Annotated in this window: 23 protein-coding genes; 17 read left to right on the top strand and 6 right to left on the bottom strand. The window is 72.2% G+C overall.

All coding sequences use genetic code 11. The features are described 5' to 3' along the window. Window positions 1–6 precede the first annotated feature (6 nt). Window positions 7–1,818, bottom strand: a complete 1,812-nt coding sequence (locus ABTY04_RS32870; protein ID WP_352217114.1) for a glycoside hydrolase family 15 protein — start codon at window positions 1,816–1,818, stop codon at window positions 7–9. Window positions 1,819–2,294: 476 nt separating this feature from the next. Here ABTY04_RS32870 and pyrG point away from each other — a divergent pair, with 476 nt between their 5' ends. The 13 genes from pyrG to ABTY04_RS32805 all read left to right on the top strand — a co-directional run bounded on the left by pyrG (window position 2,295) and on the right by ABTY04_RS32805 (window position 17,401). Then, window positions 2,295–3,947 carry a CTP synthase gene (pyrG, locus tag ABTY04_RS32865; RefSeq protein ID WP_352217100.1) on the top strand — a complete coding sequence of 551 codons (1,653 nt, stop codon included), beginning with the start codon at window positions 2,295–2,297 and terminating at the stop codon, window positions 3,945–3,947. Between the two features lie 83 nt (window positions 3,948–4,030). Further along, window positions 4,031–4,660, top strand: coding sequence for an NUDIX domain-containing protein (locus ABTY04_RS32860; RefSeq protein WP_352217099.1), 630 nt, complete (start codon window positions 4,031–4,033; stop codon window positions 4,658–4,660). A gap of 105 nt (window positions 4,661–4,765) precedes the next feature. Continuing rightward, window positions 4,766–6,820 carry a tetratricopeptide repeat protein gene (locus ABTY04_RS32855; RefSeq protein ID WP_352217098.1) on the top strand — a complete coding sequence of 685 codons (2,055 nt, stop codon included), beginning with the start codon at window positions 4,766–4,768 and terminating at the stop codon, window positions 6,818–6,820. A gap of 152 nt (window positions 6,821–6,972) precedes the next feature. Continuing rightward, window positions 6,973–8,088, top strand: coding sequence for an alanine dehydrogenase (ald, locus tag ABTY04_RS32850; RefSeq protein ID WP_352217097.1), 1,116 nt, complete (start codon window positions 6,973–6,975; stop codon window positions 8,086–8,088). Between the two features lie 326 nt (window positions 8,089–8,414). Then, complete coding sequence (locus ABTY04_RS32845; RefSeq protein WP_502996764.1) at window positions 8,415–9,575, top strand: ParA family protein; 1,161 nt, start codon at window positions 8,415–8,417, stop codon at window positions 9,573–9,575. Beyond that, on the top strand, window positions 9,560–10,048 hold the full coding sequence (locus tag ABTY04_RS32840) for a hypothetical protein (protein WP_352217095.1): 489 nt from the start codon (window positions 9,560–9,562) through the stop codon (window positions 10,046–10,048). The genes ABTY04_RS32845 and ABTY04_RS32840 overlap by 16 nt, the downstream gene beginning before the upstream one ends. Before the next feature lie 791 nt (window positions 10,049–10,839). Continuing rightward, complete coding sequence (locus tag ABTY04_RS32835) at window positions 10,840–11,973, top strand: segregation and condensation protein A (protein ID WP_352217094.1); 1,134 nt, start codon at window positions 10,840–10,842, stop codon at window positions 11,971–11,973. Next, window positions 11,970–12,590 carry an SMC-Scp complex subunit ScpB gene (scpB, locus tag ABTY04_RS32830; protein ID WP_352217093.1) on the top strand — a complete coding sequence of 207 codons (621 nt, stop codon included), beginning with the start codon at window positions 11,970–11,972 and terminating at the stop codon, window positions 12,588–12,590. Before ABTY04_RS32835 ends, scpB begins: the two co-directional genes overlap by 4 nt. Then, window positions 12,590–13,855, top strand: coding sequence for a pseudouridine synthase (locus ABTY04_RS32825; protein WP_352217092.1), 1,266 nt, complete (start codon window positions 12,590–12,592; stop codon window positions 13,853–13,855). Before scpB ends, ABTY04_RS32825 begins: the two co-directional genes overlap by 1 nt. Window positions 13,856–13,981: 126 nt before the next feature. Then, window positions 13,982–14,587 carry a nicotinamide riboside transporter PnuC gene (gene pnuC / locus ABTY04_RS32820; protein WP_352217091.1) on the top strand — a complete coding sequence of 202 codons (606 nt, stop codon included), beginning with the start codon at window positions 13,982–13,984 and terminating at the stop codon, window positions 14,585–14,587. Then, the gene (locus ABTY04_RS32815; RefSeq protein ID WP_352217090.1) at window positions 14,584–15,672 is read left to right on the top strand and encodes an AAA family ATPase; all 1,089 of its coding nucleotides are present in this window, start codon (window positions 14,584–14,586) and stop codon (window positions 15,670–15,672) included. Before pnuC ends, ABTY04_RS32815 begins: the two co-directional genes overlap by 4 nt. Continuing rightward, a complete protein-coding gene (locus ABTY04_RS32810) occupies window positions 15,669–16,397 on the top strand; it encodes an NUDIX hydrolase (protein WP_352217089.1) in 729 nt (242 codons plus the stop codon). The genes ABTY04_RS32815 and ABTY04_RS32810 overlap by 4 nt, the downstream gene beginning before the upstream one ends. Next, on the top strand, window positions 16,394–17,401 hold the full coding sequence (locus tag ABTY04_RS32805; RefSeq protein ID WP_352217088.1) for an ADP-ribosylglycohydrolase family protein: 1,008 nt from the start codon (window positions 16,394–16,396) through the stop codon (window positions 17,399–17,401). The genes ABTY04_RS32810 and ABTY04_RS32805 overlap by 4 nt, the downstream gene beginning before the upstream one ends. A gap of 50 nt (window positions 17,402–17,451) precedes the next feature. Here the strand turns inward: ABTY04_RS32805 and ABTY04_RS32800 are convergent, their stop codons facing one another. From ABTY04_RS32800 to ABTY04_RS32790, 3 genes are all read right to left on the bottom strand, one after another. Further along, window positions 17,452–18,162, bottom strand: a complete 711-nt coding sequence (locus tag ABTY04_RS32800) for a nucleotidyltransferase domain-containing protein (RefSeq protein WP_352217087.1) — start codon at window positions 18,160–18,162, stop codon at window positions 17,452–17,454. A gap of 28 nt (window positions 18,163–18,190) precedes the next feature. Further along, on the bottom strand, window positions 18,191–18,691 hold the full coding sequence (locus ABTY04_RS32795) for a Rieske (2Fe-2S) protein (RefSeq protein ID WP_352217086.1): 501 nt from the start codon (window positions 18,689–18,691) through the stop codon (window positions 18,191–18,193). A gap of 89 nt (window positions 18,692–18,780) precedes the next feature. Next, window positions 18,781–19,122, bottom strand: coding sequence for a DUF952 domain-containing protein (locus tag ABTY04_RS32790; RefSeq protein WP_352217085.1), 342 nt, complete (start codon window positions 19,120–19,122; stop codon window positions 18,781–18,783). A 189-nt stretch (window positions 19,123–19,311) separates the two neighbouring features. Between ABTY04_RS32790 and ABTY04_RS32785 the strand changes: the two genes are divergently transcribed. The 4 genes from ABTY04_RS32785 (at window position 19,312) to der (ending at window position 23,493) form a co-directional block, all read left to right on the top strand. Beyond that, window positions 19,312–20,400 carry a prephenate dehydrogenase gene (locus ABTY04_RS32785; RefSeq protein WP_352217084.1) on the top strand — a complete coding sequence of 363 codons (1,089 nt, stop codon included), beginning with the start codon at window positions 19,312–19,314 and terminating at the stop codon, window positions 20,398–20,400. 211 nt (window positions 20,401–20,611) lie between these two features. Continuing rightward, complete coding sequence (gene cmk / locus ABTY04_RS32780) at window positions 20,612–21,310, top strand: (d)CMP kinase (protein ID WP_352217083.1); 699 nt, start codon at window positions 20,612–20,614, stop codon at window positions 21,308–21,310. A 56-nt stretch (window positions 21,311–21,366) separates the two neighbouring features. Then, window positions 21,367–21,954 carry a lysophospholipid acyltransferase family protein gene (locus ABTY04_RS32775; RefSeq protein ID WP_352217113.1) on the top strand — a complete coding sequence of 196 codons (588 nt, stop codon included), beginning with the start codon at window positions 21,367–21,369 and terminating at the stop codon, window positions 21,952–21,954. Window positions 21,955–22,029: 75 nt separating this feature from the next. Further along, window positions 22,030–23,493 (top strand): ribosome biogenesis GTPase Der, encoded by a 1,464-nt coding sequence (gene der / locus ABTY04_RS32770; RefSeq protein WP_352217082.1) that lies wholly within the window; start codon window positions 22,030–22,032, stop codon window positions 23,491–23,493. Window positions 23,494–23,512: 19 nt separating this feature from the next. On the opposite strand, the gene ABTY04_RS32765 is transcribed toward der, so the two are convergent. Continuing rightward, a complete protein-coding gene (locus tag ABTY04_RS32765; RefSeq protein ID WP_352217081.1) occupies window positions 23,513–23,980 on the bottom strand; it encodes a hypothetical protein in 468 nt (155 codons plus the stop codon). A 179-nt stretch (window positions 23,981–24,159) separates the two neighbouring features. Next, window positions 24,160–24,975 (bottom strand): DUF8842 C-terminal domain-containing protein, encoded by an 816-nt coding sequence (locus tag ABTY04_RS32760; RefSeq protein ID WP_352217080.1) that lies wholly within the window; start codon window positions 24,973–24,975, stop codon window positions 24,160–24,162. Window positions 24,976–25,225: the final 250 nt, after the last annotated feature.

Genomic DNA, 25,225 nt, shown 5'->3' with positions numbered 1-25,225 from the left:
CCGGCCTCACCCCCCGTACGCCCCACTGGCCGTCAGACGCAGGGCCGTGTCGATCAGGGGCACGTGGCTGAACGCCTGCGGGAAGTTGCCGACCTGGCGCTGCAGCCGCGGATCCCACTCCTCCGCCAGCAGTCCCAGGTCATTGCGCAGTGCGAGCAGTCGTTCGAACAGGTGGCGGGCCTCGTCGACCCGGCCGATCATCGCCAGGTCGTCGGCCATCCAGAACGAGCACGCGAGGAAGGCCCCCTCGTCGCCTTCGAGTCCGTCCACGCCGGCCTCGTCGCCGGTCGTCGGATAGCGCAGGATGAACCCGTCGGGCGTGGACAGCTCGCGCTGGATCGCCTCGATCGTGCCGATGACCCGCTTGTCGTCCGGCGGCAGGAAGCCCATCTGCGGAATCAGCAGCAGGGAGGCGTCCAGCTCCTTCGACCCGTACGACTGGGTGAAGGTGTTGCGTTCCTTGTCGTAGCCCTTCTCGCACACGTCCTGGTGGATCTCGTCGCGCAGCTCGCGCCACCGCTCCAGCGGGCCGTCCGCGTCCCCGCTCTCGATCAGCTTGATCGTGCGGTCCACGGCCACCCAGGCCATCACCTTCGAGTGCACGAAGTGGCGGCGCGGGCCGCGCACCTCCCAGATGCCCTCGTCCGGCTGGTCCCAGTGGGTCTCCAGGTAGCGGATCAGCTTCAACTGGAGCACCGAGGCGTAGTCGTTGCGCGCCAGGCCCGTCATGTGGCCCAGGTGAAGGGCCTCGGTGACCTCGCCGTACACGTCCAGCTGGAGCTGGTGCGCGGCGCCGTTGCCGACCCGGACCGGGCGGGAGTTCTCGTACCCGGGCAGCCAGTCGAGCTCCGTCTCGCCGAGTTCCCGCTCGCCCGCGATCCCGTACATGATCTGGAGGTTCTCCGGGTCGCCGGCGACGGCGCGCAGCAGCCACTCGCGCCAGGCCTGGGCCTCCTCGCGGTAGCCGGTGCGCAGCAGCGAGGAGAGGGTGATGGCGGCGTCGCGCAGCCACGTGTACCGGTAGTCCCAGTTCCGGACGCCGCCGATCTCCTCCGGGAGGGAGGTCGTGGGCGCGGCGACGATGCCGCCGGTGGGGCCGTACGTGAGCGCCTTGAGGGTGATCAGGGAGCGGATCACGGCTTCCCGGTAGGGGCCGTGGTAGGTGCAGTGGTCGACCCATTCGCGCCAGAACGCGGAGGTGGCCGCCAGGGCTTCCTGGGCGTCGGGGGTCTCCGGGGCGCCCTTGTGGGAGGGCTGCCAGCTGATGCAGAAGGTCTTGCGCTCGCCGGGGCCGAGGGTGAAATCGGAGTACGTCGTCAGGTCCTGGCCGTACGTCTGCGCGTCGGTGTCCAGCCAGACCGAGTCAGGCCCGGCGACGGCGACCGTGCGCCCGTCCACCTTGTGCACCCAGGGCACGACCCGCCCGTAGCTGAACCGCATGCGCAGCGCGGAGCACACTGGAACGCGCCCGCTGACACCCTCCACGATGCGCACCAGCTGCGGCGCGTGGTCCTCGCGGGGAGGCATGAAGTCGATCACGCGGAAGGTGCCGTGCGGCGTGTCCCACTCCGATTCCAGGACCAGCGAGTCGCCCTGGTAGCGGCGGCGGGTCGCGGCGGGGGCCTCGGTGCCCGCCGGCGACGCCGGGCCGATGCGCCAGAAGCCGTGATCCTCGGTGCCGAGAATGCTCGCGAAGACGGCATGGGAGTCGAAACGTGGCAGACACAGCCAGTCCACCGATCCGTCCCGGCAGACCAGCGCGGCGGTCTGCATGTCCCCGATCAGTGCGTAATCCTCGATGCGCCCGGACACGTGCATCTCCAGTCGAACGGCCACGTCCGCCCCGAAGGGCGCTTGCATTGCGCGGTTGCGCGGTCTCCCGTGGGTGTGGATCCCCGCACTGAGCTCATGATTCCGGATGCGGCCGGGTTACGCCGACTGCCGGTCTGCTCGGCGGCGATGTGAAGCGGTGTCCGAGCAGGATATGACGGCACACTAGTGATCTTCTTAAGTCCGGGGACAATGAGACTGGGCCAAATGGGTGACCGGCGGGAACGGTGGCGCGACCGGGCGCAGGACGGCCGGTGGCGCTCGGTCGAGCAGGCGTAGCAGCGCGTGGCCGGAGGCGGACCGTCCCGGGCGCTGATAGGCTGGTACCCCGTGGACCGGTGGTCTGCCTGTGCGAATCAGGAGCCCCGAAACCGCAGCTTCGGCGCCCCCTGAGAGCCTCCGGTTCGATGGTGGCCGGCGCCGGATGCACCTCACTTCGCGACCACGGGAGCCCCCTCTTGGCGATGCCGCCCAAATCCATGACGACCAAGCACATCTTCGTCACCGGGGGTGTCGCTTCCTCCCTCGGCAAGGGCCTGACGGCCTCCAGCCTGGGTGCGCTGCTGAAGGCGCGCGGCCTGCGGGTCACGATGCAGAAGCTCGACCCGTACCTGAACGTCGACCCGGGCACGATGAACCCGTTCCAGCACGGCGAGGTGTTCGTCACCAACGACGGCGCCGAGACCGACCTGGACATCGGCCACTACGAGCGCTTCCTCGACGTCGACCTCGACGGCTCGGCCAACGTCACCACCGGCCAGGTCTACTCGCAGGTCATCGCCAAGGAGCGGCGCGGCGAGTACCTCGGTGACACCGTGCAGGTCATCCCGCACATCACCAACGAGATCAAGCACCGCATCCGCCGCATGGCGACCGCGGACGTCGACGTGGTCATCACCGAGGTCGGCGGCACCGTCGGCGACATCGAGTCGCTGCCGTTCCTGGAGACCGTCCGCCAGGTCCGCCACGAGGTCGGCCGCGACAACGTCTTCGTCGTGCACATCTCGCTGCTGCCCTACATCGGCCCCTCCGGCGAGCTGAAGACCAAGCCGACCCAGCACTCGGTCGCGGCCCTGCGCAACATCGGCATCCAGCCCGACGCGATCGTGCTGCGCGCCGACCGCGACGTCCCCACCTCCATCAAGCGCAAGATCTCGCTGATGTGCGACGTGGACGAGGCGGCCGTGGTCGCGGCCATCGACGCCAAGTCGATCTACGACATCCCGAAGGTCCTGCACACCGAGGGCCTGGACGCGTACGTGGTGCGCAAGCTCGACCTGCCCTTCCGCGACGTCAACTGGACCGTCTGGGAGGACCTGCTGGACCGGGTCCACAACCCCGACCACGAGGTCAAGGTCGCGCTCGTCGGCAAGTACATCGACCTGCCCGACGCGTACCTGTCGGTGACCGAGGCGCTGCGCGCCGGCGGTTTCGCCAACCGTGCCCGCGTCCAGATCAAGTGGGTCACCTCCGACGACTGCAAGACCCCGGCCGGCGCCGCGGCGCAGCTCGGCGACGTGGACGCGATCTGCGTGCCCGGCGGCTTCGGCGACCGCGGCGTCAACGGCAAGGTCGGCGCGATCACCTACGCCCGCGAGAACAAGATCCCGCTGCTCGGCCTGTGCCTGGGTCTGCAGTGCGTGGTCATCGAGGCCGCGCGCAACCTCGCCGGCATCGCGGAGGCCAACTCCACCGAGTTCGACGCCTCCACCCCGCACCCGGTGATCTCCACGATGGAGGAGCAGCTGGCCTTCGTCGAGGGCGCGGGCGACCTGGGCGGAACGATGCGCCTGGGCATGTACCCGGCGAAGCTCGCCGAGGGCTCGATCGTGCGCGAGGTCTACGGCGACCAGGCATACGTGGACGAGCGCCACCGCCACCGCTACGAGGTCAACAACGCCTACCGCGGCGAGCTGGAGAAGAAGGCGGGCATCGTCTTCTCCGGCACCTCCCCGGACAACAAGCTCGTCGAGTACGTCGAGTACCCGCGCGAGGTGCACCCCTACCTGGTGGCCACCCAGGCCCACCCGGAGCTGCGCTCGCGCCCGACGCGGCCGCACCCGCTGTTCGCGGGCCTGGTCAAGGCGGCGGTGGAGCGCCAGCAGGCGGCCAAGTGACGGCCTGACCGCATAACGTAGACGGCCGGGGCAAGGATCTTGCCCCGGCCGTCGCGTTTTTCGGAAAGGTACCGGGAATGACCATGGGCATTGCAGACACCGCCGAGTCGTGGGAGGTCGTCGCCTCCCGGACGCCGTTCGAGGGCGCGAAGACGGCGGTGCGCTCCGAGCAGGTGCGCATGCCGGACCAGGCGGTGGTGCGCCGGGACTACCAGGTGCACCCCGGTTCGGTGTGCGTGCTGGCACTCGACGAGGAGGGCCGCGTGCTCGTGCTGCGCCAGTACCGGCACCCGGTACGGCACAAGCTGTGGGAGCTCCCGGCCGGTCTGCTCGACGTACCCGGCGAGAACCCGCTGCACGCGGCCCAGCGGGAGCTGTACGAGGAGGCGCACGTCAAGGCCGAGGACTGGCGGGTGCTCGCCGACTTCTTCGCGTCCCCCGGCGGATCGGACGAGGCGATCCGGATCTTCCTCGCGCGCGGCCTCTCCGAGGCGGAGGGCGAGCGGTACGAGGTCTCGGAGGAGGAGGCGGACATGGAGGTCGCCCACGTTCCGCTCGCCGACCTGGTCCGCGGGGTCCTGGCGGGCCGACTGGGCAACCCGGGCCTGGTGACCGGAGCGCTGGCGCTGTCCGCCGCCCTGGCCGCCCCCGGCGGCCTCGACGCCCTCCGCCCGGCCCAGGCCCCCTGGCCGGCCCGCCCGTACGAGCTCTAGCCCGCTCCAGCCCGGCGGGGGCGCACAAGGCCTGGTGGGGGCGGGTGTCCGGCGTGCGGGGCCCTTGGGGCCGGTGGTGTGACCATCGGCTGATCCGATCGGGCGATGTGCCCGCCACGCTCCACACGGGTCGTCGCTCTGCGTGAACTACGCTCGCAACCCGAAGGCAGGGAGAGGAGCGGATCCGTGGCGGATTTCGTCGGGCGGCGGCGTGAGCTCAAGGAGCTCCGCGAGGACATCGCGCGGACCGGGCTCGACACCCTCTCCGGCCGCAAGGCCAAGTCCCCCCGCGCCCGGGTGCTGCTCGTCGCGGGGCGCCCCGGTTCCGGCCGGACCGCCCTCGCCGAGGCGTTCGTCCGCGAGGTCGCCGACGACTACCCCGACGGGGTCCTGCGGACCCGCCTCACCTCCCCGGGAGGCGAGACCGTGGCCACCGAGCGGGCGATCCGGAACCTGCTGGAGGGGATGGGGGAGGCCACACCCCCCGGCGCCACCGAGGACGAGCTCAGCTCCGCCCTGCGCGCCGCCCTCACCGGCCGCCGGACGATCCTCCTCGTCGACGACGCGGCCGACCCGTACCAGGTCGACGCGCTGCTTCCGGACACCCCCGAATGCCTCGTCGTCATCACCGCCGAGGGGCCGCTCACCGGGATCCCGGACGTCCGCCCCTGCACCCTCGGCGGCCTGGACACGCCCTCCGCCGTCGCCCTGCTCGCCCGGCGCATCGGCGACACCCGCGTCACGGCGGACCCCCGCGCCGCCGAAGCCCTCGCCGAGGAGTGCGGAGGCCAGCCCGCCGCGCTGGCCCTGGTCGGCGGATGGCTCGCCGCGCACCCCAAGGCCGCCGTCGCCGACGTGGCAAAGCAGCTCCACGAGATGCCCCCGGGCGGCAGCGGCCCGCTCGCCCGCAGTTTCCGGCTCGTCTACGAATCCCTGCCGCAGCCCGCCCAGCGCACCCTCCGGCTGCTGCCGCTCGCCCCCGCCGGGATCGTCGACAGCCACACCGCGTCCGCCCTCGCCGGCTGCTCGGTGGCCGCCGCCCAGTCCACCCTGGAGGACTTCGCCGGGCTGGGCCTCGTCCGGCACGCCTCCGACGGCCTCTTCCTGCTGCCCGGCTGCCTCGCACCGCTGCTCCAGGCCCTGCTGGAGACCAAGGAGCGCACCGCCGAGGTCCAGCTGGCCCGGGCCCGGATGCTGGAGCGCACCGTACGCCTGCTGCACTCCTGCCGGGCCACGGCCGAGACCGGCGAGGGCCTGCGCCTCGACGGACCGGACAAGCCGGAGGTGCTCCCACGCGCTCTGCGGTTCCCCGACCGTCAGGCCGCCGCCACCTGGCTCGACACCCGGCTGCCCGCGCTGTCCGCGGCCGCCTCCCTGGCCGTGGCCGACGGCGGGCTGGACACCCTGGCCCGCCGGCTGGTCGCAGCCCTCGTACGGGCCCTCGCGGAGCACCGCGGCACCGCCGGGGCCGCCCCCGAGCTGTACGGGCTGCACCGTCTCGTCCTGGACGTGGCCGAGCGCCGGAACCTGCACCGGGAGCAGGCCGCGGCCCTGCTGAACCTGGCCGACCTGGACGCCGAGACCGGCCGCACGCAGGAGGCGCTGGAGCGCTACCGGGCCGCACTGGACGCGGGACGCGCGGCGAACGACCCGTACGCGACCGGCCGCGCGATGGAATCCGTAGGCGGCGCCTACCAGGAGCTCACCGACTGGCACCGGGCCGCCGACTGGTTCGGCCGGGCCCTGTCCCAGGCCCTCGCGCGCGGGGAGCGGGCGGACGAGGCCCGGCTGTACGGACGGCTCGGCAACGTGCACATGTACGCGGGCCGCTACGGGGATGCGCTGCGCAGCTGGCGGACCGCCGCCGCAGGGTACCGGAAACTGGCCGATGTGCCGGGCCAGGCAAAGGCGTTGAGCGAGATGGCGCGAATCCAGGAGTACGCCGGGCGGCCCGAGGAATCGCTGCACACCTGCCGTGAGGCGGTGGAGCTCGCACGCAGGGCCGGAGACCTGCGGCTTCAGGCCGCTCTCCAGGTACGGCTGGCCGACACCCTCGATCGGCTGGGCGACCCGGCGGCCGCGAGGCTGCACCGCTCGGCGGCCGACAGATTGCTGGGAGACGACCCCGCAGCCTGCGAAATCCGTAGTCGTTCCGACTGAGATTATTGGTTTGCAAGGCTAGACAGCGACTCATCCTTCATTAGACTGGCTTCACCACGACATCCCGTGGTGCATCCCGTTGCGCGTTCTTGTGGGCGGGTATGTATGGAAGTGCCCCGAAATATCCCCTGAGCCAAGGACCGTGATCGACGATGAAGGTCGGCATCCCCCGCGAGGTCAAGAACAACGAGTTCCGGGTCGCCATCACGCCCGCCGGCGTGCATGAGCTGGTCCGCAACGGCCACCAGGTCTTCATCGAGCAGAACGCCGGTGTCGGCTCCTCGATCACGGACGCCGAGTACGTCGCCGCCGGTGCCGAGATCCTCGGCACCGCCGACGAGGTCTGGGCCACGGCAGACCTGCTGCTGAAGGTCAAGGAGCCGATCGCCGAGGAGTACCACCGCCTCCGCAAGGACCAGACCCTCTTCACCTACCTGCACCTGGCGGCCTCCCGCGAGTGCACGGACGCCCTCCTGGAGTCCGGCACCACCGCCATCGCGTACGAGACGGTCGAGCTCGCCAACCGCGCGCTCCCGCTGCTCGCCCCGATGTCCGAGGTCGCGGGCCGCCTGGCCCCGCAGGTCGGCGCCTACCACCTGATGCGCTCGGCCGGCGGCCGCGGGGTGCTCCCCGGCGGTGTCCCCGGCACCCACGCCGGCGAGTGCGTGGTCATCGGCGGCGGCGTCTCCGGCTGGAACGCCGCGCAGATCGCCATCGGCATGGGCTTCCACGTGACCCTGCTCGACAAGGACATCAACAAGCTCCGCGAGGCTGACAAGATCTTCGGCACGAAGATCAAGACGATCGTCTCCAATGCCTACGAGCTGGAGAAGGCCGTCGTCGAGGCCGACCTCGTCATCGGCGCGGTGCTGATCCCGGGTGCGAAGGCCCCGAAGCTGGTCACCAACGAGCTCGTCGCCAAGATGAAGCCCGGAAGTGTCCTTGTCGACATTGCGATCGACCAGGGCGGCTGCTTCGAGGACTCCCGTCCGACCACCCACGCCGAGCCGACCTTCCAGGTCCACAACTCGGTCTTCTACTGCGTCGCCAACATGCCGGGCGCGGTGCCGAACACCTCCACCTACGCGCTGACCAACGCCACGCTGCCCTACATCGTGCAGCTCGCGAACCTCGGCTGGGTCGAGGCGCTGCGTCGTGACCCCGCGCTCGGGCTGGGCCTCAACACCCATGACGGCCAGGTCGTTTACGGCCCGGTCGCCGAGGCCCACGGCCTTGAGACCCTTGAGCTGAGCACGCTGCTCGGCTGAAGCGTCAACGACTGACGTCAATCTCACGTATCCGGCCGGACCTTGCCTGCAAGGTCCGGCCGGACGCGTTTGCGGGGTACGTGCGGACGGGGCTCAACTCGCCTCGAACGTAACCCTTTAACCCTTTCGCACACCCGTGAAACTTCGTAGTGGCAGCCCGGACGCCCTTGACAGAGTGGTGTTCGGTTGCCGACACATCGTTGCGGGTCCGACGGATTGTGTTGCCGCTGAGCGGTGACACGCCATAGAGTCGCCAACCGTCGGCATGGTGCCACGCTGACCTATCGATAAGTGTCCTGGTCACGTCCGAGGAGGTAAGACGACTTGTGAATGAGTCGACATTTGCTCCCGGGGGTGGTCGAGCAGGGACGCCTGACCGGGGCCAAGGACCCGCCGGGCTCGAAGCGGTCGGCTCCGTCGCAGTCCGCACCTTCGCAAACCACCAGCACATGACGACGCCCCAAAAGAGCATGGACGGCCTAGACGTGAACTCCAGGGCCGGCGACCTGAGCGGCGAAAAGCCCGTGGGTTTCGCCGACTATGACAATGTGCCCGAAGGGCACTTCTACGACCCGGACGCGGAGTACGAACCCGACCCCGAGTACGCGGCCACCCTCGCCCCCGACGCTGCCCGCCAGCGCCGGGAGCGGATCGGCCCGACCGGACGGCCGCTGCCGTACTTCCCGATCCCCGGTCCGCTGACCGGCCACGGTCCGGCGAAGATCATCGCGATGTGCAACCAGAAGGGCGGCGTGGGCAAGACCACGTCGACCATCAACCTGGGCGCCGCACTCGCCGAGTACGGGCGGCGAGTGCTGCTCGTCGACTTCGACCCGCAGGGCGCACTGTCCGTGGGCCTCGGCGTGAACCCGATGGAACTCGACCTGACCGTGTACAACCTGCTCATGGAGCGGGGCATGTCGGCCGACGAGGTGCTGCTCAAGACGGCGGTCCCCAACATGGACCTGCTGCCGAGCAACATCGACCTGTCCGCTGCCGAAGTGCAGCTGGTCAGTGAGGTCGCGCGCGAGTCGACCCTCCAGCGGGCGCTCAAGCCCCTGATGGCCGACTACGACTACATCGTGATCGACTGCCAGCCCTCGCTCGGTCTGCTGACCGTGAACGCCCTGACGGCGGCTCACAAGGTCATCGTCCCGCTGGAGTGCGAGTTCTTCGCACTGCGCGGCGTGGCGCTGCTCACCGAGACCATCGAGAAGGTGCAGGAGCGGCTGAACCCCGAGCTGGAGCTCGACGGCATCCTCGCCACGATGTACGACTCCCGTACGGTGCACAGCCGTGAGGTGCTGGCGCGCGTCGTCGAGGCCTTCGACGACCACGTCTACCACACGGTCATCGGCCGGACGGTGCGCTTCCCGGAGACCACGGTCGCCGGCGAGCCGATCACCACGTACGCCTCCAACTCCGTCGGGGCCGCCGCCTATCGCCAGCTGGCCAGGGAGGTGCTCGCCCGGTGTCACGCCGAGTGAGTCTGCCCGGAGCCGACGAACTGTTCCGTACGACCGGGGGGATGGCGCTCCAGTCGTCCTCGCCGAGGCGGGGCCCGGAGGAGTCGCCCGCCGGGGAGCACACGGCGGCGCCGGAGGGCGCGGCGGGAGAGGGCCGCAGCCGGGAGGCGGCGGCCGCTGCGGAGCCGGTGGTGGGCGCACCTCGGCGACCGCAGGAAGGTTCTGTCAGCCCGGAGCCCCGGCGGGGCAAGGGCCAGGGCCGCGGGGCGAACCGCCGGCCCAGCGGACGCGAGCGGCACGACGAGAAGATCACGGTCTACGTCTCCGCCGAGGAGCTCATGGACCTGGAGCATGCGCGGCTGGTGCTGCGCGGGGAGCACGGGCTCGCGGTCGACCGCGGGCGCATCGTCCGCGAGGCGGTGGCCGTGGTCCTGGCGGACCTGGAGTCCCGCGGTGACGCGAGCATCCTGGTCCGCAGACTCCGCGGCCGCTGACCGGCCGGGCGGCCGGGCGGGGCGGCGGCGTAGAGGCGTTGCGGAGCCGGTGGGTCTGAGGGCGTGGCCGAGCCTGGGGGCCGAGGCCTTGCTGGGCCGGTGGCCCGATTGCCACAGGGCGGTGATGCCGATGGCTCCGGCGGGCCGGTGCCGGTGGGATGCGGGGTGGTGCCCCGCAACCAGGCCCGCAGCCGCCCCTGCCCGCCGGGCCCGATGCCGGATGCGGCCTGCGGCCCGTCATCCCCACACCTCAAGACGCCCTCGCCGTCGTCCCGTCTGCCCTGCCCGCTGTGACCGTCGTATACAGCCCCTTCCCTTACCGGTGCCTGTCCCTCCCCCTCCACATCTCCCTCCCACGTGTTGTGACCGGTTCCCCAGCCGGTGTGGAGGGTCCGTGACCTGTCGTGGCCTGTGTCCCTGTCGGCGTGCAGGGTTCGTGATCTGTTGTGACGGATGCTGACGTCGGTCTGATGGGGCTTTGCGGCCGGTGGGCCCTCTCACTCGTCGTGACCGGTGCCCCAGTCAGCGTCAGGGCCCGTGACGGGCGGTCGGAAGGCGGGGAGGGCGGGCCGCTGGGCCTGCTTTGCGGGTATCGCCGCCCGGGATGTTTCCGCTCCCGGCTGCGGATCCCGCCTCGCAGCCCCGCCGCCCGGGACGTTTTCGCTTCCGGCTGCGGATCCCGCCCCGTTGTCCGTCGGGCGGGTCCCGGGGGTTCGGGGTGCGGGAAGCGTGGCAGCCTTGGGGCTGGCTCCGGCCGAACTGCCACCCCTTCCGCACCACCCTGGACCGTAATGCCCCTTCCCGCCGAACCCGGCCGCCCCGCCCGACGCAGCCTGGGCCGCGGACCGGGCACACAGGCCCCGCCCCCGGCCGGACCGGCGGACGGCCCCGACGGGCCGCCCGTACCGCCCGGCCGGGGAGAGCCTGCCGCGCCCCCTGAGGCCCCTGCGGCGCCCGTGGCGGCTGCGGCGCCCGCGGATGCCCCCGGGAGCGTCGGCGGGCCCGCTGAGGGCCCCGCGGGCGCCTCCGGGCCCGCTGAGGCCCCTGCTGGCGCCGACGGGGCCGTGGAGGCCTCCCGGGAGGCCGGTGGGGCCGGAGTGGGGGAGGCGGCGGCGGACGCCGCGCGCGGCGACGGGCGGTTCACCCTGCGGCTCGCCAACTTCGAAGGGCCCTTCGACCTCCTGCTCCAGCTGATCTCCCGGCACAAGCTCGACGTCACCGAGGTCGCCCTCTCCAAGGTCACCGACGAGTTCATGGCGCACATCCGCGCCATGGGCCCCGACTGGGACCTCGACCAGACCACCGAGTTCCTCGTGGTCGCCGCCACCCTGCTCGACCTCAAGGCCGCCCGCCTGCTGCCCGCCGCCGAGGTCGAGGACGAGGCCGACCTCGCCCTCCTCGAAGCCCGTGACCTGCTCTTCGCCCGCCTGCTGCAGTACCGCGCGTACAAACGCATCGCCGAGATCTTCGAGCAGCGCGCCGAGAGCGAGGGCCGCCGCCGCCCCCGCACCGTCGGCCTTGAGGACCACCACGCCGAGCTCCTCCCCGAAGTGGTCATCGGCATCGGCGCCGAAGGGTTCGCCCGGCTCGCGGTCAAGGCCATGCAGCCCAAGGCCGAGCCCCAGGTCTACGTCGACCACATCCATGCCCCGCTCGTCAGCGTGCGGGAGCAGGCCGCCGTGGTGGTCGCGCTGCTCAAGGCACGCGGCGAGGCCACCTTCCAGGAGCTCACCGAGGACACCGACGACACGCTCACCGTCGTCGCCCGCTTCCTGGCCCTTCTGGAGCTCTACCGGGAGAAGGCGGTGGTCCTCGACCAGGAGGAGGCCCTGCGGACGCTCACCGTCCGCTGGAGCGGCGGCGACGGCGACGGAATGCCGAAGGTGACCGACGAGTTCGATCAGATCGTGGAGGCCAAGGAATGAGCGACGTGGCAGCGGCGGCGCTGAAGCCCGCCCTGGAGGCCGTTCTCATGGTCGTGGACGAGCCCGCGACCGAGGCGCACCTCGCGAAGGTGCTGGAGCGGACCCCGCGCGAGGTCGCGGACGCCCTGCGCGAGCTGGCCGACGAGTACACCGTCCAGGGCCGGGGCTTCGAGCTGCGCCTCGTCGCCGGCGGCTGGCGTTTCTACACCCGGGCGGAGTACTCCGACGCCGTCGAGCGCTTCGTACTGGACGGCCGGCAGGCCCGGCTCACCCAGGCCGCGCTGGAGACCCTGGCGGTGGTCGCGTACCGCCAGCCGGTGAGCCGGGCACGGGTCTCGGCGGTGCGCGGAGTGAACTGCGACGGGGTCATGCGGACCCTGCTCCAGCGCGGTCTGGTGGCCGAGGCGGGCACGGAACCCGAAACAGGTGCGATCCTGTACAGGACGACGAACTACTTTCTGGAGCGGATGGGCCTGCGCGGCCTGGACGAGCTCCCGGAGCTCGCGCCCTTCCTCCCCGAGGCGGACGCGATCGAAGCCGAGACGCAAGAGGGTGTTCCGTCGTTCGATCCGGATGCACCGGATACCGACGAAGACGACAAGACGACGGAACTTTGATGCGAAGCAGCGGCAACGGCAACGGTGGCGGCAACAGGAACAGCGGCGGCGGTGGCGGGCGCGGTGACTCCCGCGGCGGCTCCTCCTCCGGCGGCGGTGGCTACCGCGGTGGCAGCTCCTCCGGCGGGGGCGGCCACCGGGGCGGCTCCTCCTCCGGCGGTGGCTACCGGGGCGGGAGCTCCGGTGGCGGCTACGGCGGCGGCTCCGGCGCAGGCGCCCCGCGCGACCGGGACCGCGACCGTGACCAGGGGCCGAAGCGTCCCCGCAACCCCCGCCCCGAGGAGCGCCGCTACGACGTCGGCCCCGAGGGCGAGCGCAGCCGCGGCGGTGCCCGGGGCGACGCGGCGCGCGGCGGTGCCAAGGGCGGCCCCCGTACCTCCAAGACCCCCGGCATCGGCGGGGCCGGCGGCCCGCGCCGGGGCCCCGGCAGCCGCAGCGGCCAGTCCCGCCCCCGCGAGCTGGACGCGCGGATCGAGGAGCGCGTGCGCGACCGGTACGCCGACAAGCCCGTGATCAAGACCCCGAAGACCTTCCCGGGCGCCGAGCAGGAGGGCGAGCGCCTGCAGAAGGTCCTCGCCCGGGCCGGCATGGGCTCGCGCCGCGCGTGCGAGGAGCTCATCGAGCAGGCCCGCGTCGAGGTCAACGGCGAGATCGTGCTGGAGCAGGGCAAGCGCGTCCAGCCGAAGGACGAGATCAAGGTGGACGGCCTGACCGTCGCCACCCAGTCGTACCTGTTTTTCGCGCTGAACAAGCCGGCCGGCGTCGTCTCCACCATGGAGGACCCGGACGGCCGCCAGTGCCTGGGCGACTACGTCACCAACCGTGAGACCCGTCTCTTCCACGTCGGCCGGCTCGACACCGAGACCGAGGGCATCATCCTGCTCACCAACCACGGTGAGCTGGCCCACCGCCTGACGCACCCGAAGTACGGCGTCAAGAAGACGTACGTGGCCGCCATCACCGGCTCGCTGCCGCGCGACATCGGCAAGCGGCTCAAGGACGGCATCGAGCTGGAGGACGGCTGGGCCCGCGCCGACAACTTCCGGGTCATCGACCAGGTCGGCAAGAACTACATGGTCGAGGTGACCCTGCACGAGGGCCGCAAGCACATCGTCCGCCGCATGCTCGCCGAGGCCGGCTTCCCGGTCGACAAGCTCGTGCGGACCTCCTTCGGCCCGATCGAGCTGGGCGACCAGAAGTCGGGCTGGCTGCGCCGCCTGACGAACACCGAGGTCGGCATGCTCATGCGCGAGGTCGGTCTGTAGCCGCTCGCCCGACAGCCGGGAAAAGCCCGCAGTGCCCACGTGGCGCTGCGGGCTTTTCGGTTGCCGGCCACCCGCCCCTCTGTTTATAGTCAGCATGACTATTAAAGACGAGAGGGGTCGGCCGCCATGAGCTGGACCGAAATACTGGGGTTCGCCACCGGAGCCCTGTGCGTCTGGCTCGTCGCCCGGCAGCACGTCGCCAACTGGCCCATCGGCATCGCCAACAACGTCTTCTTCATCGTGCTCTTCGCCCAGTCCGGCCTGTACGCCGACGCCGGGCTCCAGATCGTCTTCATCGCCCTCGCCGCGTACGGCTGGTGGTCCTGGACCCACGGGGGTGGACCAGGCTCCGCCGAGGCCCTGCCGGTGCGCCGCACCACGCGCACCGAATGGGCCGCGCTGGCCGCGGCGGGGACGGTGGGGGTGCTCGGGCTCACCCTCCTGCTCGGCCGGGTCACGGATTCCACCGTCCCGTTCTGGGACGCACTGACCACCGGGCTCTCGCTCACGGCCACGTACGGCCAGTGCCGCAAGCTCGTCGAATCGTGGTGGCTGTGGATCGCCGCCGACCTCGTCTACATCCCGCTCTACGCCTACAAGGGCCTGTACCTGACCTCGGCCCTGTACGCCGGCTTCCTCGCGCTCTGCGTGGTCGGGCTGCTCGGCTGGCGCCGTACGCTGCCGGCCCTCGGCGACAGCGGAGCCCGCGGCACGGCGGAGGCGACGGCATGAGTGGCACGAGGCGCTACGCCCACGGCCTGGTGCTCGGCAAGTTCTACCCGCCGCACGCCGGACACCACCACCTCGTGCGCACCGCCGAGGAGCGGTGCGAGCGGCTGACCGTGCTCGTGTGCGCGGCCTCGGTGGAGTCGGTGCCGCTCGCCGACCGGGTGGCGTGGATGCGCGAGGCGCACCCGGGGGCCGAGGTCGTCGGCGCCGTCGACGACATCCCGGTCGACCTGCACGACCCGGCGATCTGGGAGGCCCACATGGCGGTCTTCCGGGCCGCGGTCCCCGGCCGTGTGGACGCCGTCTTCACCTCCGAGGAGTACGGCACGGAGCTCGCCCGGCGGTTCGGGGCCGAGGAGGTCTGCGTGGACCCGGGCCGGACCCGCTTCCCCGTCTCCGGCACGGCCGTACGGGCGGACCCGGTCGGGAACTGGGAGTTCCTGGGGCCGGCCGTACGGGCCGCCCTGACCCGGCGGATCGTCGTACTCGGCGCCGAGTCCACGGGCACGACCACGCTCTCGCAGGCGCTGGCAGCCCACTACCGGGCGCGCGGCGGGGTCTGGGCCGGGACGGGCTGGGTCGCGGAGTACGGGCGCACGTACAGCGAGGAGAAACTCGCGGCGGCGCAGGCGGCGAACCCCTCCGCCACCTGGGAGGACGTGTCCTTCAGCTCGGAGGAGTTCCCGCTCATCGCCCGTCTGCAGGACGCGGAGGAGGAGCGGGCGGCGCGCGCCGGATCCCCGGTGCTGTTCTGCGACACCGACTCCTTCGCGACCGGCATCTGGCACGAGCGGTACATGGGCGGTCGCAGCGAGGAAGTCGAGAAGACCGCCGGCCTGACGCACCGGGACCTGTACCTCCTCACGGACCACGCGGACGTGCCGTTCGAGGACGACGGCCTGCGCGACGGACCGCACCTGAGGCCCTGGATGACGGACCGCTTCCACGAGGAACTCACGCGCACGGGCAGGCGTTTCCTGACCGTGCGCGGGGACCGGGAGACCAGGCTGAAGACGGCGGTCGCGGCGGTCGACGAGCTGCTGGCCGAAGGCCGGCACTTCGCGGACCCCCTCCCGGAGAACCGATGAAGGGGTACGACCCGCACGCCTTCGAACCCTTCGCGGTGACGGTCGACCTCGCGGTGTTCACCGTCCGCGGCGGGGCGCTGCACGTCCTGCTGATCCGGCGCGGCCAGGACCCGTACGCGGGAGCCTGGGCGCTGCCCGGCGGCTTCCTGCTGCCCAGGGAATCCGCCGAGACCGCGGCCCGCCGGGAACTCGCCGAGGAGACCGGCCTGCCGGAGGCGGTCGTCGCCGCGCTCCACCTGGAGCAGCTGCGCACGTACAGCGAACCGGACCGCGATCCCCGGATGCGGGTCGTCTCGGTGGCCTTCACCGCCCTGGTCCCCGACATGCCGGAACCGGCGGCGGACGGCGGCGGCGACGCGGACCGGGCGCGCTGGATGCCGGTGGGGGAGGCCGGGCCGCTGGCCTTCGACCACGCGCTGATCCTGTCCGACGCGCGCTCCCGCATCGGTGCAAAACTCGAATACACCTGCCTGGCCACGGGGTTCTGCCCGACCGAATTCACCCTCGGGGAACTCCAGTCCGTCTACGAGACCGTCTGGGGCACCGCCCTGGACCGCCCCAACTTCCGCCGCAAGGTCCTGGCCACGCCCGGCTTCGTCGAAGCCGTGCCGGGAGCGGCCCGCCTGACCGGAGGCCGCGGCAAACCGGCCGCCCTGTACCGGGCGGGCCCGGCGACCGCCCTGCACCCCCCGCTGCTCCGCCCCACGGAAGGACACCCGAAATGACCCTGAACAAGCGGGCAGCGACGGGAGCCCTCCTCGGCCTCGCCCTCGGCGACGCCCTGGGCTTCCCGACGGAGTTCAACGACGTCCCGTCGATCCTGGCGAAGACGGGCCCGTGGCGCTCCATGCCCCTGCCCCGCCCGGCGATCGTCACGGACGACACCCAGATGACCCTGGCCCTGGCCCGCGGCATACGGACGGCGACGGAGTACAGCCCGGAGAGCCTCGCGTACGCGACCCGGGAGGAGTTCGTCGACTGGTACCACTCCCCGGAGAACAACAGAGCGCCCGGCAACACCTGCCTGCGAGCGTGCAGCCTGCTGGACGACCCGTCCCGGGACTGGCGGGACGCGAGCCAGATCGGCTCGAAGGGCTGCGGGGCGAACATGCGGGTGGCCCCGGTGGGCCTGGTCCCCGGCTGGACGGAGGAGGAACGCGCCGGCGCGGCCCAGCTCCAGTCGGCCCTGACCCACGGCCACCCGACGGCGCTCGCGGCCTCCGACCTGACGGCGCGGGCGGTCCACCTCCTGGCCCAGGGCACCGAGGTCACGGGCCTGGTCGGACAGCTCCGCTCGTACGCCCTGCACCACCGCACCCACTACCACGAGCGCTGGCTGGGCGACCTCTGGATGCGCACGGCCTCGGACGCCTCCCCGGAGTCCTTCATCGCCCGCGGCTGGGACGACTGCCTCGCGGTCCTGGACCGCTTGACGGCGGCCCTTCGCACCCCCTCCCCGGAGACGGACCCCTGCCTCACCACGGGCGACGGCTGGATCGCGGAGGAGGCCCTGGCGACGGCCCTCCAGTGCTTCCTGCTCTTCCCGGAGGACCCGCTGACGGCCCTGCGCCGCGCGGCCTGCACGAAGGGCGACTCCGACTCCATCGCCTGCCTGGCCGGCGCCTTCGCCGGAGCCCACCTCGGCGCGGACATCTGGCCCCGCGACTGGGAAGGCCGCATCGAATACCGCGAGGACCTCCTCACCTTCGGCACCCTCTGGGATGCCTGACGGATGCCGGACAAGCGACCGCCTCCGTGCCGGACCGCCGTTCGGTGGTCCTACGCGTGTGCGCTCGACCGGCGGGTGCGGATCAGGAAGTCCTCGATGCGGGCGCGGTCGGGTTCGGCGGCGAGCGGGGTCGTGGACAGGGCGGCGTCGCATTCCTCGGCCAGGCGGGCCATCCAGGCGTCGGTCTCGGGCCAGGTCAGCTCGCCGTGTTTCACCGCCAGCAGGCGGTCGCGGTGTTCGGTGGCGTCGATGGTCAGGCGGCCCGTGCGGAGCATGTCGCGGCAGGACAGCATCAGCCGCAACAGGTGCATGGCGGGCTTCCAGCGCGGGGTGCCCCGGGTGCGGATGCCCGACGTGAGCCTGTGGTGCTGGGCGGCCGCGTAGCGGGTGAAGCTGGCGTGGACCCGGCGGGAGAGGAAGGCGCCGCGCAGGGAGAGGAGCTCCTCGCCCACCGGGGTGAGCCGTTCCACGAGGGGGGAGTGCAGGCACTCCAGGACGTTCGGGTTGGCGCGCAGGGCGAGTTCGCAGAGGCGCTCCAGCTCCCAGGAGAACTCCTCCTCCCGCGGGCCCTCCACGTGCGTCGGCGGCTTCTCGAAGCGCCAGAACAGCTGAGTCGGGGCCAGGTAGACACCACGCCGGTCGGTGTCGCTCGCCTCCGTCGCCAGACCGAAGGCCCGGGAGCCCATGACGCACGCGTACACCGTGTGGTCGCGCACCAAGGTGAGGTTCAGGGATTCCGCGGGCGTCGTCGGCTCGTTCATCCGGCGAGGGTAGGCGGGCGCGGCTCCGCTACGCGAGCGAGATATCCCCGTCCGGGGCCACCGTGATCTTCTTCTCCGCCAGGGGGCGGGTGGCCGGGCCGTGGGCCACCGCGCCGTCCGCGATCTGGTACTTGCTGCCGTGGCAGGGGCAGTCGATGGTGCCGTTCTCCACCTTGTTCACGATGCAGCCCTGGTGGGTGCACACCGCCGTGAAGCAGCGGAAGGACCCGGCCGTGGGCTGGGTGACCACCAGCTTCTCGTCCTTGAGGACGGTGCCGCCGCCGACCGGTACAGCCGAGGACTTCAGCAGGGCCTTGCCCGTCCCCGTCCCCGTACCGGACGAGGACGAGGCGGACGGTGTGGCCGCCGCTTCGGGGGACTGGGCCGCCTGCGGGTTGGAGGCGCTGCCGGACCCGCTCTTCGGCTTCTTCTCCTCACCGCCGCACGCGGTCAGCGTGCCGCCGGCCAGGGCGACGGCGGCGCCTGCCGCCAGTACCGTGCGACGGGCGGTCGGCGTGGGGTCGCTCATGGGTTGCTCCTCGATCGGGTCCGGGAGGGGGTGGCGAGGAGCATCCTGGCGTGTCCCGGGCCACAGGAGAAGCCCCCGCGCCGCCGGTCTCAGGCGCCCTGCTCCCACGGGGCCAGTTCCGCCGGGCCGCCCGGCGCACGGACGACCTCCCAGACGCGGACCACGGCCGCCCGGTCCAACGGGCCGTGGACGTGCGGGTAGCGGCCGCCCGACTCGCCCTCGCGGCTGACCTCCGAGGTCAGGGCCCGTTCGTCGAGCTCTACGGCCAGCAGGGGACCCGGTACGTCGCGGTAGTGCGCGTCCGCGATCGCGAGCACCGTCGGACGGTCCGCCGAACAGTGCACGAACCCCTCCGAGTCGAGCGAGGCGGGCGCGTACGGAAGCTCGGGCGCGGCGGTCCAGTCGGTGAGCGGCACGATGTGGAAGATCATGCGGACGGTTCTACCGCAGCCGCCGCCGGGTTCCCGCACCAAGTGGCCCTTTGCGGCGAATCGGGTGACGTGGTCGGCGCCTCGGAGCCGGGCGCGACGCCGTCCCGAGGGGCGGGCCGCCGGGCCCTCGTGCCGCACCGGCTGGCTACCCTGGCCGTGACTTGCCGTTACGCACCCCTGGAGCGCCCCGTGAGAACCGCCGTCGTCATCGGAACCGGACTGATCGGCACCTCCGCGGCGCTCGCCCTGTCCGCCCGCGGGATCACCGTGCACCTCGCCGACCACGATCCCGCCCAGGCCCGAACGGCTGCCGCACTCGGCGCCGGCACCGACGAGGCCCCGGCCGGGCAGGTCGACCTCGCGGTCGTCGCCGTGCCGCCGGCCCACGTGGCCGCGACCCTCGCCGACGTCATCGGCCGCGACCTCGCCCGGGCGTACGTCGACGTCGCGAGCGTCAAGGGCGGGCCGCGGCGGGAGCTGGCCGCGCTCGGCGTCGACCTCACCGCGTACATCGGTACGCACCCCATGGCCGGCAAGGAGCAGTCCGGGCCGCTCGCGGCCACCGCGGACCTCTTCGAGGGCCGCCCGTGGGTGCTGACCCCGTCCCGGGACACCGACCACGAGGTGCTCAACCTGGCGCTGGAGCTGGTGGCCCTCTGCAAGGCCGTGCCCGTCGTCATGGACGCCGACGCGCACGACCGGGCGGTCGCCCTGGTCTCGCACACCCCGCAGCTCGTGTCCAGCATGGTCGCGGCCCGCCTGGAGGATGCGGACGACTCCGCGGTACGGCTGTGCGGGCAGGGGATCCGGGACGTGACGCGGATCGCCGCCTCCGACCCCCGCATGTGGGTGGAGATCCTCTCCGCGAACCCGGGCCCCGTCGCCGACGTCCTCGCAGGCATCGCCGCCGACCTGGAGGCCACGGTCGAGGCCCTGCGGGGGCTGCAGTCCGGCGACGTGGACAAGCGGCGCGGGGGAGCGGCCGGCCTGGAGGACGTCCTGCGGCGCGGCAACGCGGGCCGCGACCGGGTGCCGGGCAAGCACGGCTCGGCGCCGGTGGCGTACGAGACCGTCGCCGTCCTCATCAGCGACCAGCCGGGGGAGCTGGCGCGCATCTTCGCCGATGCCGGACGGGCCGGCGTGAACATCGAGGACGTACGCATCGAGCACGCGACGGGCCAGCAGGCGGGCCTGGTCCAGCTGATGGTGGACCCCCGCTCGGCGGCGGCGCTCACGGACCGCCTGCGCGACAGCGGCTGGGCCCTGCGCCAGCCGTAGCGGTGCCGCGAGGCGGTCCGGCGGGGCGGTGGCGGTGCCGGTGGGGATCTTCGCGTCCCCGCGTCCGTGGCTCCCGCCCCTCCGGCCGCGGCCCCGCCCCCGTCCCCGTCCCCGCCCGCGGGGTCGGGGACGGGTCCGGGGCCGGTAACCTTAAAGAGGGGCGCTTTGGCGCGCCCGGACACGTACGCGCAACCAGGAAGGTGCCCGCACCGTGGAAACCGCAGCTCCGTCCGCCGTGATCGTCGCCATCGACGGTCCCTCCGGCACGGGCAAGTCCAGTACCTCCAAGGCCGTGGCCGCCAAGCTCGGGCTGCGCTACCTGGACACCGGTGCCCAGTACCGGGCCATCACCTGGTGGATGATCACCAACGGGATCGACACCGACGACCCGCACGCGATCGCCGTCGCCGCCGGCAAGCCCGGCATCGTCTCCGGTACGGACCCGGCCGCCCCGACCATCACGGTCGACGGGCTCGACGCCTCCGGCCCGATCCGCACGCAGGAGGTCACCTCCAAGGTCAGCGCCGTCAGCGCCGTCCCCGAGGTGCGCACCCTGATCACCGAGCTCCAGCGCAGCATCGCCGCCGCGGCAGAGGGCGGGATCGTCGTCGAGGGCCGGGACATCGGCACCACCGTCCTGCCCGACGCCGACGTCAAGATCTTCCTGACCGCCTCCGCCGAGGCCCGTGCCGCGCGCCGCAACGGTGAGCTGCGGGGCAAGGAGGCCACGGACCTCACGGCCACCAAGGAAGCCCTGATCAAGCGCGACGCCGCCGACTCGGGCCGCAAGACCTCGCCCCTGGCCAAGGCCGACGACGCCGTCGAGGTCGACACCACCGAGCTCACGCTCGACCAGGTGATCGAGTGCGTCGTGACCCTGGTGGAAGAGAAGCGGGCGGGGCGCAAGTGAGCGGAACGCCCTCCCTCAAGGGTGCGGCGCTCGGCCGGCGGATCGGCATAGGCCTCATGTACGGGCTGTGGAAGCCGCGCGTACTGGGCGCCTGGCGTGTGCCCGCCTCGGGCCCTGTCATCCTTGCCGTGAATCACGCGCACAACATCGACGGGCCCATGGTCATGGGCACCGCCCCGCGGCCGCTGCACTTCCTCATCAAGAAGGAGGCGTACATCGGCCCGCTCGGCCCGTTCCTGGAAGGGATCGGCCAGGTCAAGGTCGACCGTACCGGCACGGACCGGGGCGCGATCACGAAGGCGCTCGCGGTGCTGGAGAACGGCGGGGCCCTGGGGATCTTCCCCGAGGGGACCCGCGGCGAGGGCGACTTCGCCTCGCTGCGCGCCGGGCTCGCGTACTTCGCGGTCCGCAGCGGCGCGCCCGTCGTGCCCGTGGCCGTGCTGGGCAGCACCGAGCGCCAAGGACGGCTGGTCCGCGGACTGCCGCCGTTCAAGAGCCGGGTCGACGTCGTCTTCGGCTCCGCCTTCGACGCGGGCGACGGCACCGGCCGCCGCACCCGCACGGCCCTGGACGAGGCCACCGTACGCATCCAGAGCAGGCTGACCGCCCACCTGGCCGACGCCAAGCGCCTCACCGGGCGCTGAGCGAGACTTGACCTAGTAGTGGAACCGCGCTGCGCGGGCACCACCGATCACCACGAACGACGAGGAACGGACTTCATGAACGACCAGCACGACCACGGAGCGCTTGGCGATGCCGAGTACGCGGAGTTCATGGAGCTCGCCGCGGAGGAAGGCTTCGACGTAGAGGACGTCGAGGGCGCGATCGCGGAGGCCGGCCACGGGCCGCTGCCCGTGCTCGCCGTCGTCGGCCGCCCCAACGTCGGCAAGTCGACCCTGGTGAACCGCATCATCGGCCGCCGTGAGGCGGTCGTCGAGGACAAGCCCGGTGTCACCCGCGACCGCGTCACGTACGAGGCCGAGTGGGCCGGCCGCCGGTTCAAGGTCGTCGACACCGGCGGCTGGGAGCAGGACGTCCTCGGCATCGACGCCTCCGTCGCCGCCCAGGCCGAGTACGCCATCGAGACCGCCGACGCGGTCGTTTTCGTCGTCGACGCCAAGGTCGGCGCCACCGACACCGACGAGGCCGTCGTCAAGCTGCTGCGCCGGGCCGGCAAGCCCGTCGTCCTGTGTGCGAACAAGGTCGACGGCCAGAGCGGCGAGTCCGACGCGGCCGCCCTGTGGTCCCTGGGCCTCGGCCAGCCGCACCCGGTCTCCTCGCTGCACGGCCGCGGTACGGGCGACATGCTCGACGCCGTCCTGGAGGCGCTGCCCGAGGCGCCCGAGCAGACCTTCGGCGGCACCCCGGTGGGCGGCCCCCGTCGCATCGCGCTCATCGGACGCCCGAACGTCGGCAAGTCCTCGCTGCTCAACAAGGTCGCGAAGGAGGAGCGGGTCGTCGTCAACGAACTGGCCGGCACCACCCGTGACCCGGTCGACGAGCTGATCGAACTCGGCGGCGTCACGTGGAAGTTCGTGGACACCGCGGGCATCCGCAAGAAGGTGCACCTCCAGCAGGGCGCCGACTACTACGCCTCCCTGCGCACGGCCGCGGCCGTCGAGAAGGCGGAGGTCGCGGTCATCCTGATCGACACCACCGAGACGATCAGCGTCCAGGACCAGCGCATCATCACCATGGCCGTCGAGGCCGGGCGCGCGATCGTGATCGCGTACAACAAGTGGGACGAGCTCGACGAGGAGCGCCGCTACTACCTTGAGCGCGAGATCGAGACCGAGATGCAGCAGGTCTCCTGGGCGCCCCGGGTGAACGTCTCGGCGCTCACCGGCCGCCACATGGAGAAGCTGGTCCCGGCGATCGAGACGGCCCTCGCGGGCTGGGAGACGCGCGTTCCCACCGGCCGGCTGAACGCCTTCCTCGGCGAGGTCGTCGCGGCCCACCCGCACCCGATCCGCGGCGGCAAGCAGCCCCGCATCCTGTTCGGCACCCAGGCGGGGAGCAAGCCGCCCCGGTTCGTCCTCTTCGCCTCCGGCTTCCTGGAGCACGGCTACCGGCGCTTCATCGAGCGTCGCCTGCGCGAGGAGTTCGGCTTCGAGGGCACCCCGCTCCACATCTCCGTGCGGGTGCGCGAGAAGCGCGGCGCCCAGTACAAGAAGAAGAAGTAGCAGCGGCGGTGTTCCGGGGTCAGTAGCCCCGGCGCGGAGCGGGCGGCAGGGCCGCCGGGGTGTGGTGCATCCCGGTCTGGTGCTGCCGCCCGCCGGCGTATGCGGCGCCGGGGCCCGCGCCGGATCCGCCGTTGTCGGACACGGATCCGGCATACGCGTACGAGGGCTGCGGCGCCGGGGCGTACGCGGCCGGCCACGGGTCCGTCTGCCACGCGGAGCCGTTCCAGCCGCTCCCGTACGAGCCGCTTCCGTACGGCGAGCCGCCCCCGCCGGCGTCGCCGCCGTACGCCGGGCCCCCGCCCGTGTACAGGCCGCCGTACGAGAACGCCGTGAATCCGTGGTCCTCCTCGCCCGTGCGGTCACCCGGCAGGGCCCGGAAGGCCCGCAGATACTCCGAGTACAGCGTGTCGTAGATGGGGGTGTGCGAGACGGCGGCCGGAGCGCTCTCCAGTTCCCTTGCGGGGCGCATCGGGGAGACGGTGCTCACGTGGGCAGGGGCGCGGGAGGGGTCGTATGAATGCACGTAACAGCCAACGAACCCGGGGCCCTGCGGATGCGGGCGACGGGCAGAAAACGCAGATCGCCGATGGGGTTACCCCCACCAACGCACGGCTGCGCCGCCCCTGGTGAGGGGCGGCGCAGCCGTTCCGGGATCCTCTGCCGGCGTCAGGCGCCGGAGGTGCCCGCCAGCGGCATCGAGGCCGCCACGAGCTTTCCGCCGGCGGCGGCCTTGTCCAGCGCGTCGCGGAGCAGGTCCTCGCGGGGCTGCTGGCCGATGGAGCCTGCCGGGGCCGCGTAGACGAGGACGCGCTGCGTCTTGTTGACGGCGGCCCGCCAGCCGTCGGTGACCGACAGCGCCTGGTGCGCCTGCCACCAGGCGACCTGGCCGCCGCCCTCGGTGCCGGGCTGGAGCACGGCGTGCAGCTGGCCCGCGGCGAGCAGCACCGACCACCCGGCGAGCGGGGAGGGCAGTTCGGAGGTGTCGGTGACCGGGATGAACCCCTGCTCGATGAGGAGCGGCAGGAAGTCGTCGCCGGGGCCGGTGGTACCGGGGCGGGCGATCGGCGCGGTCGGCTCGACCACGAGGGCGGGGTGCAGCTCACCGCCGATCAGGATCAGGCCGCTGGTGATGCCGAGGACGGCCTGGCCGCCGGGTACGTTCTGCGGTGCGGCCTCGGCGGATCCGCCGGAGGCCGGTGCGGGGCTGTCGCCGGTGATGCTGCGGACCGCGCCCTGCAGCTGCTCCTCGGAGACGGTGACCACCTGCGAGGGGATGCAGCCGGCGTGGGCGAAGGCGAGGACGGCCGTCTCCTCGCCGACGAACAGCACCGTGCTGGTGCGGTCGGTCTCGGGGTCCCCGGGGGTGCGGCAGGAGGTGCAGTCGTAGCTGCGCGGGGCGTCGTCGCCGGTGAGCAGCCTCTCGGCTTCTTCGTCACCGATCTCGGCACGTACCTCATCACTGACGTCGAGCATGCGGGGCACGGGCTGGCTCCTCGGACTAGGCGAAACGGGGGCCGGGTGGATCCCGGCACGCCGGGCTCAACGGCGGAGCGGCTGCCGGGGTCACGCCGTTGGAGGGAACGGATTCGAACCAGGCCCCCGGAGGGGTGAACGTTCGGACCGGGGCTTTGTTTTCGTGCCAACTGTTTTTTGGATGTGTGCAGTTGGTGCGCGAACCTGGCCGTTTTCGGAGGGGCGGTGGTTTCGGCCGAACGGGTGGGGTGCGGGGCGG

It is taken from the genome of Streptomyces sp. NPDC097981, assembly GCF_040302565.1.
Taxonomy (GTDB): domain Bacteria; phylum Actinomycetota; class Actinomycetes; order Streptomycetales; family Streptomycetaceae; genus Streptomyces.
The sequence above is the reverse complement of the archived record's forward strand: the minus strand, read 5'-3'. Positions and strand labels throughout refer to the sequence as shown.

What these genes read in the sequence shown, in the direction of transcription:
- ABTY04_RS32795 (WP_352217086.1), bottom strand. Translation starts at nt 18,691, where the DNA reads ATGAGCGACCCCACGCCGACCGCCCGTCGCACGGTACTGGCGGCAGGC.
- ABTY04_RS32855 (WP_352217098.1), top strand. Translation starts at nt 4,766, where the DNA reads ATGTGCCCGCCACGCTCCACACGGGTCGTCGCTCTGCGTGAACTACGC.
- ABTY04_RS32835 (WP_352217094.1), top strand. Translation starts at nt 10,840, where the DNA reads ATGCCCCTTCCCGCCGAACCCGGCCGCCCCGCCCGACGCAGCCTGGGC.
- ABTY04_RS32870 (WP_352217114.1), bottom strand. Translation starts at nt 1,818, where the DNA reads ATGCACGTGTCCGGGCGCATCGAGGATTACGCACTGATCGGGGACATG.
- ABTY04_RS32860 (WP_352217099.1), top strand. Translation starts at nt 4,031, where the DNA reads ATGGGCATTGCAGACACCGCCGAGTCGTGGGAGGTCGTCGCCTCCCGG.
- pyrG (WP_352217100.1), top strand. Translation starts at nt 2,295, where the DNA reads ATGCCGCCCAAATCCATGACGACCAAGCACATCTTCGTCACCGGGGGT.
- ald (WP_352217097.1), top strand. Translation starts at nt 6,973, where the DNA reads ATGAAGGTCGGCATCCCCCGCGAGGTCAAGAACAACGAGTTCCGGGTC.
- ABTY04_RS32775 (WP_352217113.1), top strand. Translation starts at nt 21,367, where the DNA reads ATGTACGGGCTGTGGAAGCCGCGCGTACTGGGCGCCTGGCGTGTGCCC.
- ABTY04_RS32805 (WP_352217088.1), top strand. Translation starts at nt 16,394, where the DNA reads ATGACCCTGAACAAGCGGGCAGCGACGGGAGCCCTCCTCGGCCTCGCC.
- ABTY04_RS32810 (WP_352217089.1), top strand. Translation starts at nt 15,669, where the DNA reads ATGAAGGGGTACGACCCGCACGCCTTCGAACCCTTCGCGGTGACGGTC.
- ABTY04_RS32825 (WP_352217092.1), top strand. Translation starts at nt 12,590, where the DNA reads ATGCGAAGCAGCGGCAACGGCAACGGTGGCGGCAACAGGAACAGCGGC.
- ABTY04_RS32815 (WP_352217090.1), top strand. Translation starts at nt 14,584, where the DNA reads ATGAGTGGCACGAGGCGCTACGCCCACGGCCTGGTGCTCGGCAAGTTC.
- scpB (WP_352217093.1), top strand. Translation starts at nt 11,970, where the DNA reads ATGAGCGACGTGGCAGCGGCGGCGCTGAAGCCCGCCCTGGAGGCCGTT.
- der (WP_352217082.1), top strand. Translation starts at nt 22,030, where the DNA reads ATGAACGACCAGCACGACCACGGAGCGCTTGGCGATGCCGAGTACGCG.
- pnuC (WP_352217091.1), top strand. Translation starts at nt 13,982, where the DNA reads ATGAGCTGGACCGAAATACTGGGGTTCGCCACCGGAGCCCTGTGCGTC.
- ABTY04_RS32790 (WP_352217085.1), bottom strand. Translation starts at nt 19,122, where the DNA reads ATGATCTTCCACATCGTGCCGCTCACCGACTGGACCGCCGCGCCCGAG.
- ABTY04_RS32800 (WP_352217087.1), bottom strand. Translation starts at nt 18,162, where the DNA reads ATGAACGAGCCGACGACGCCCGCGGAATCCCTGAACCTCACCTTGGTG.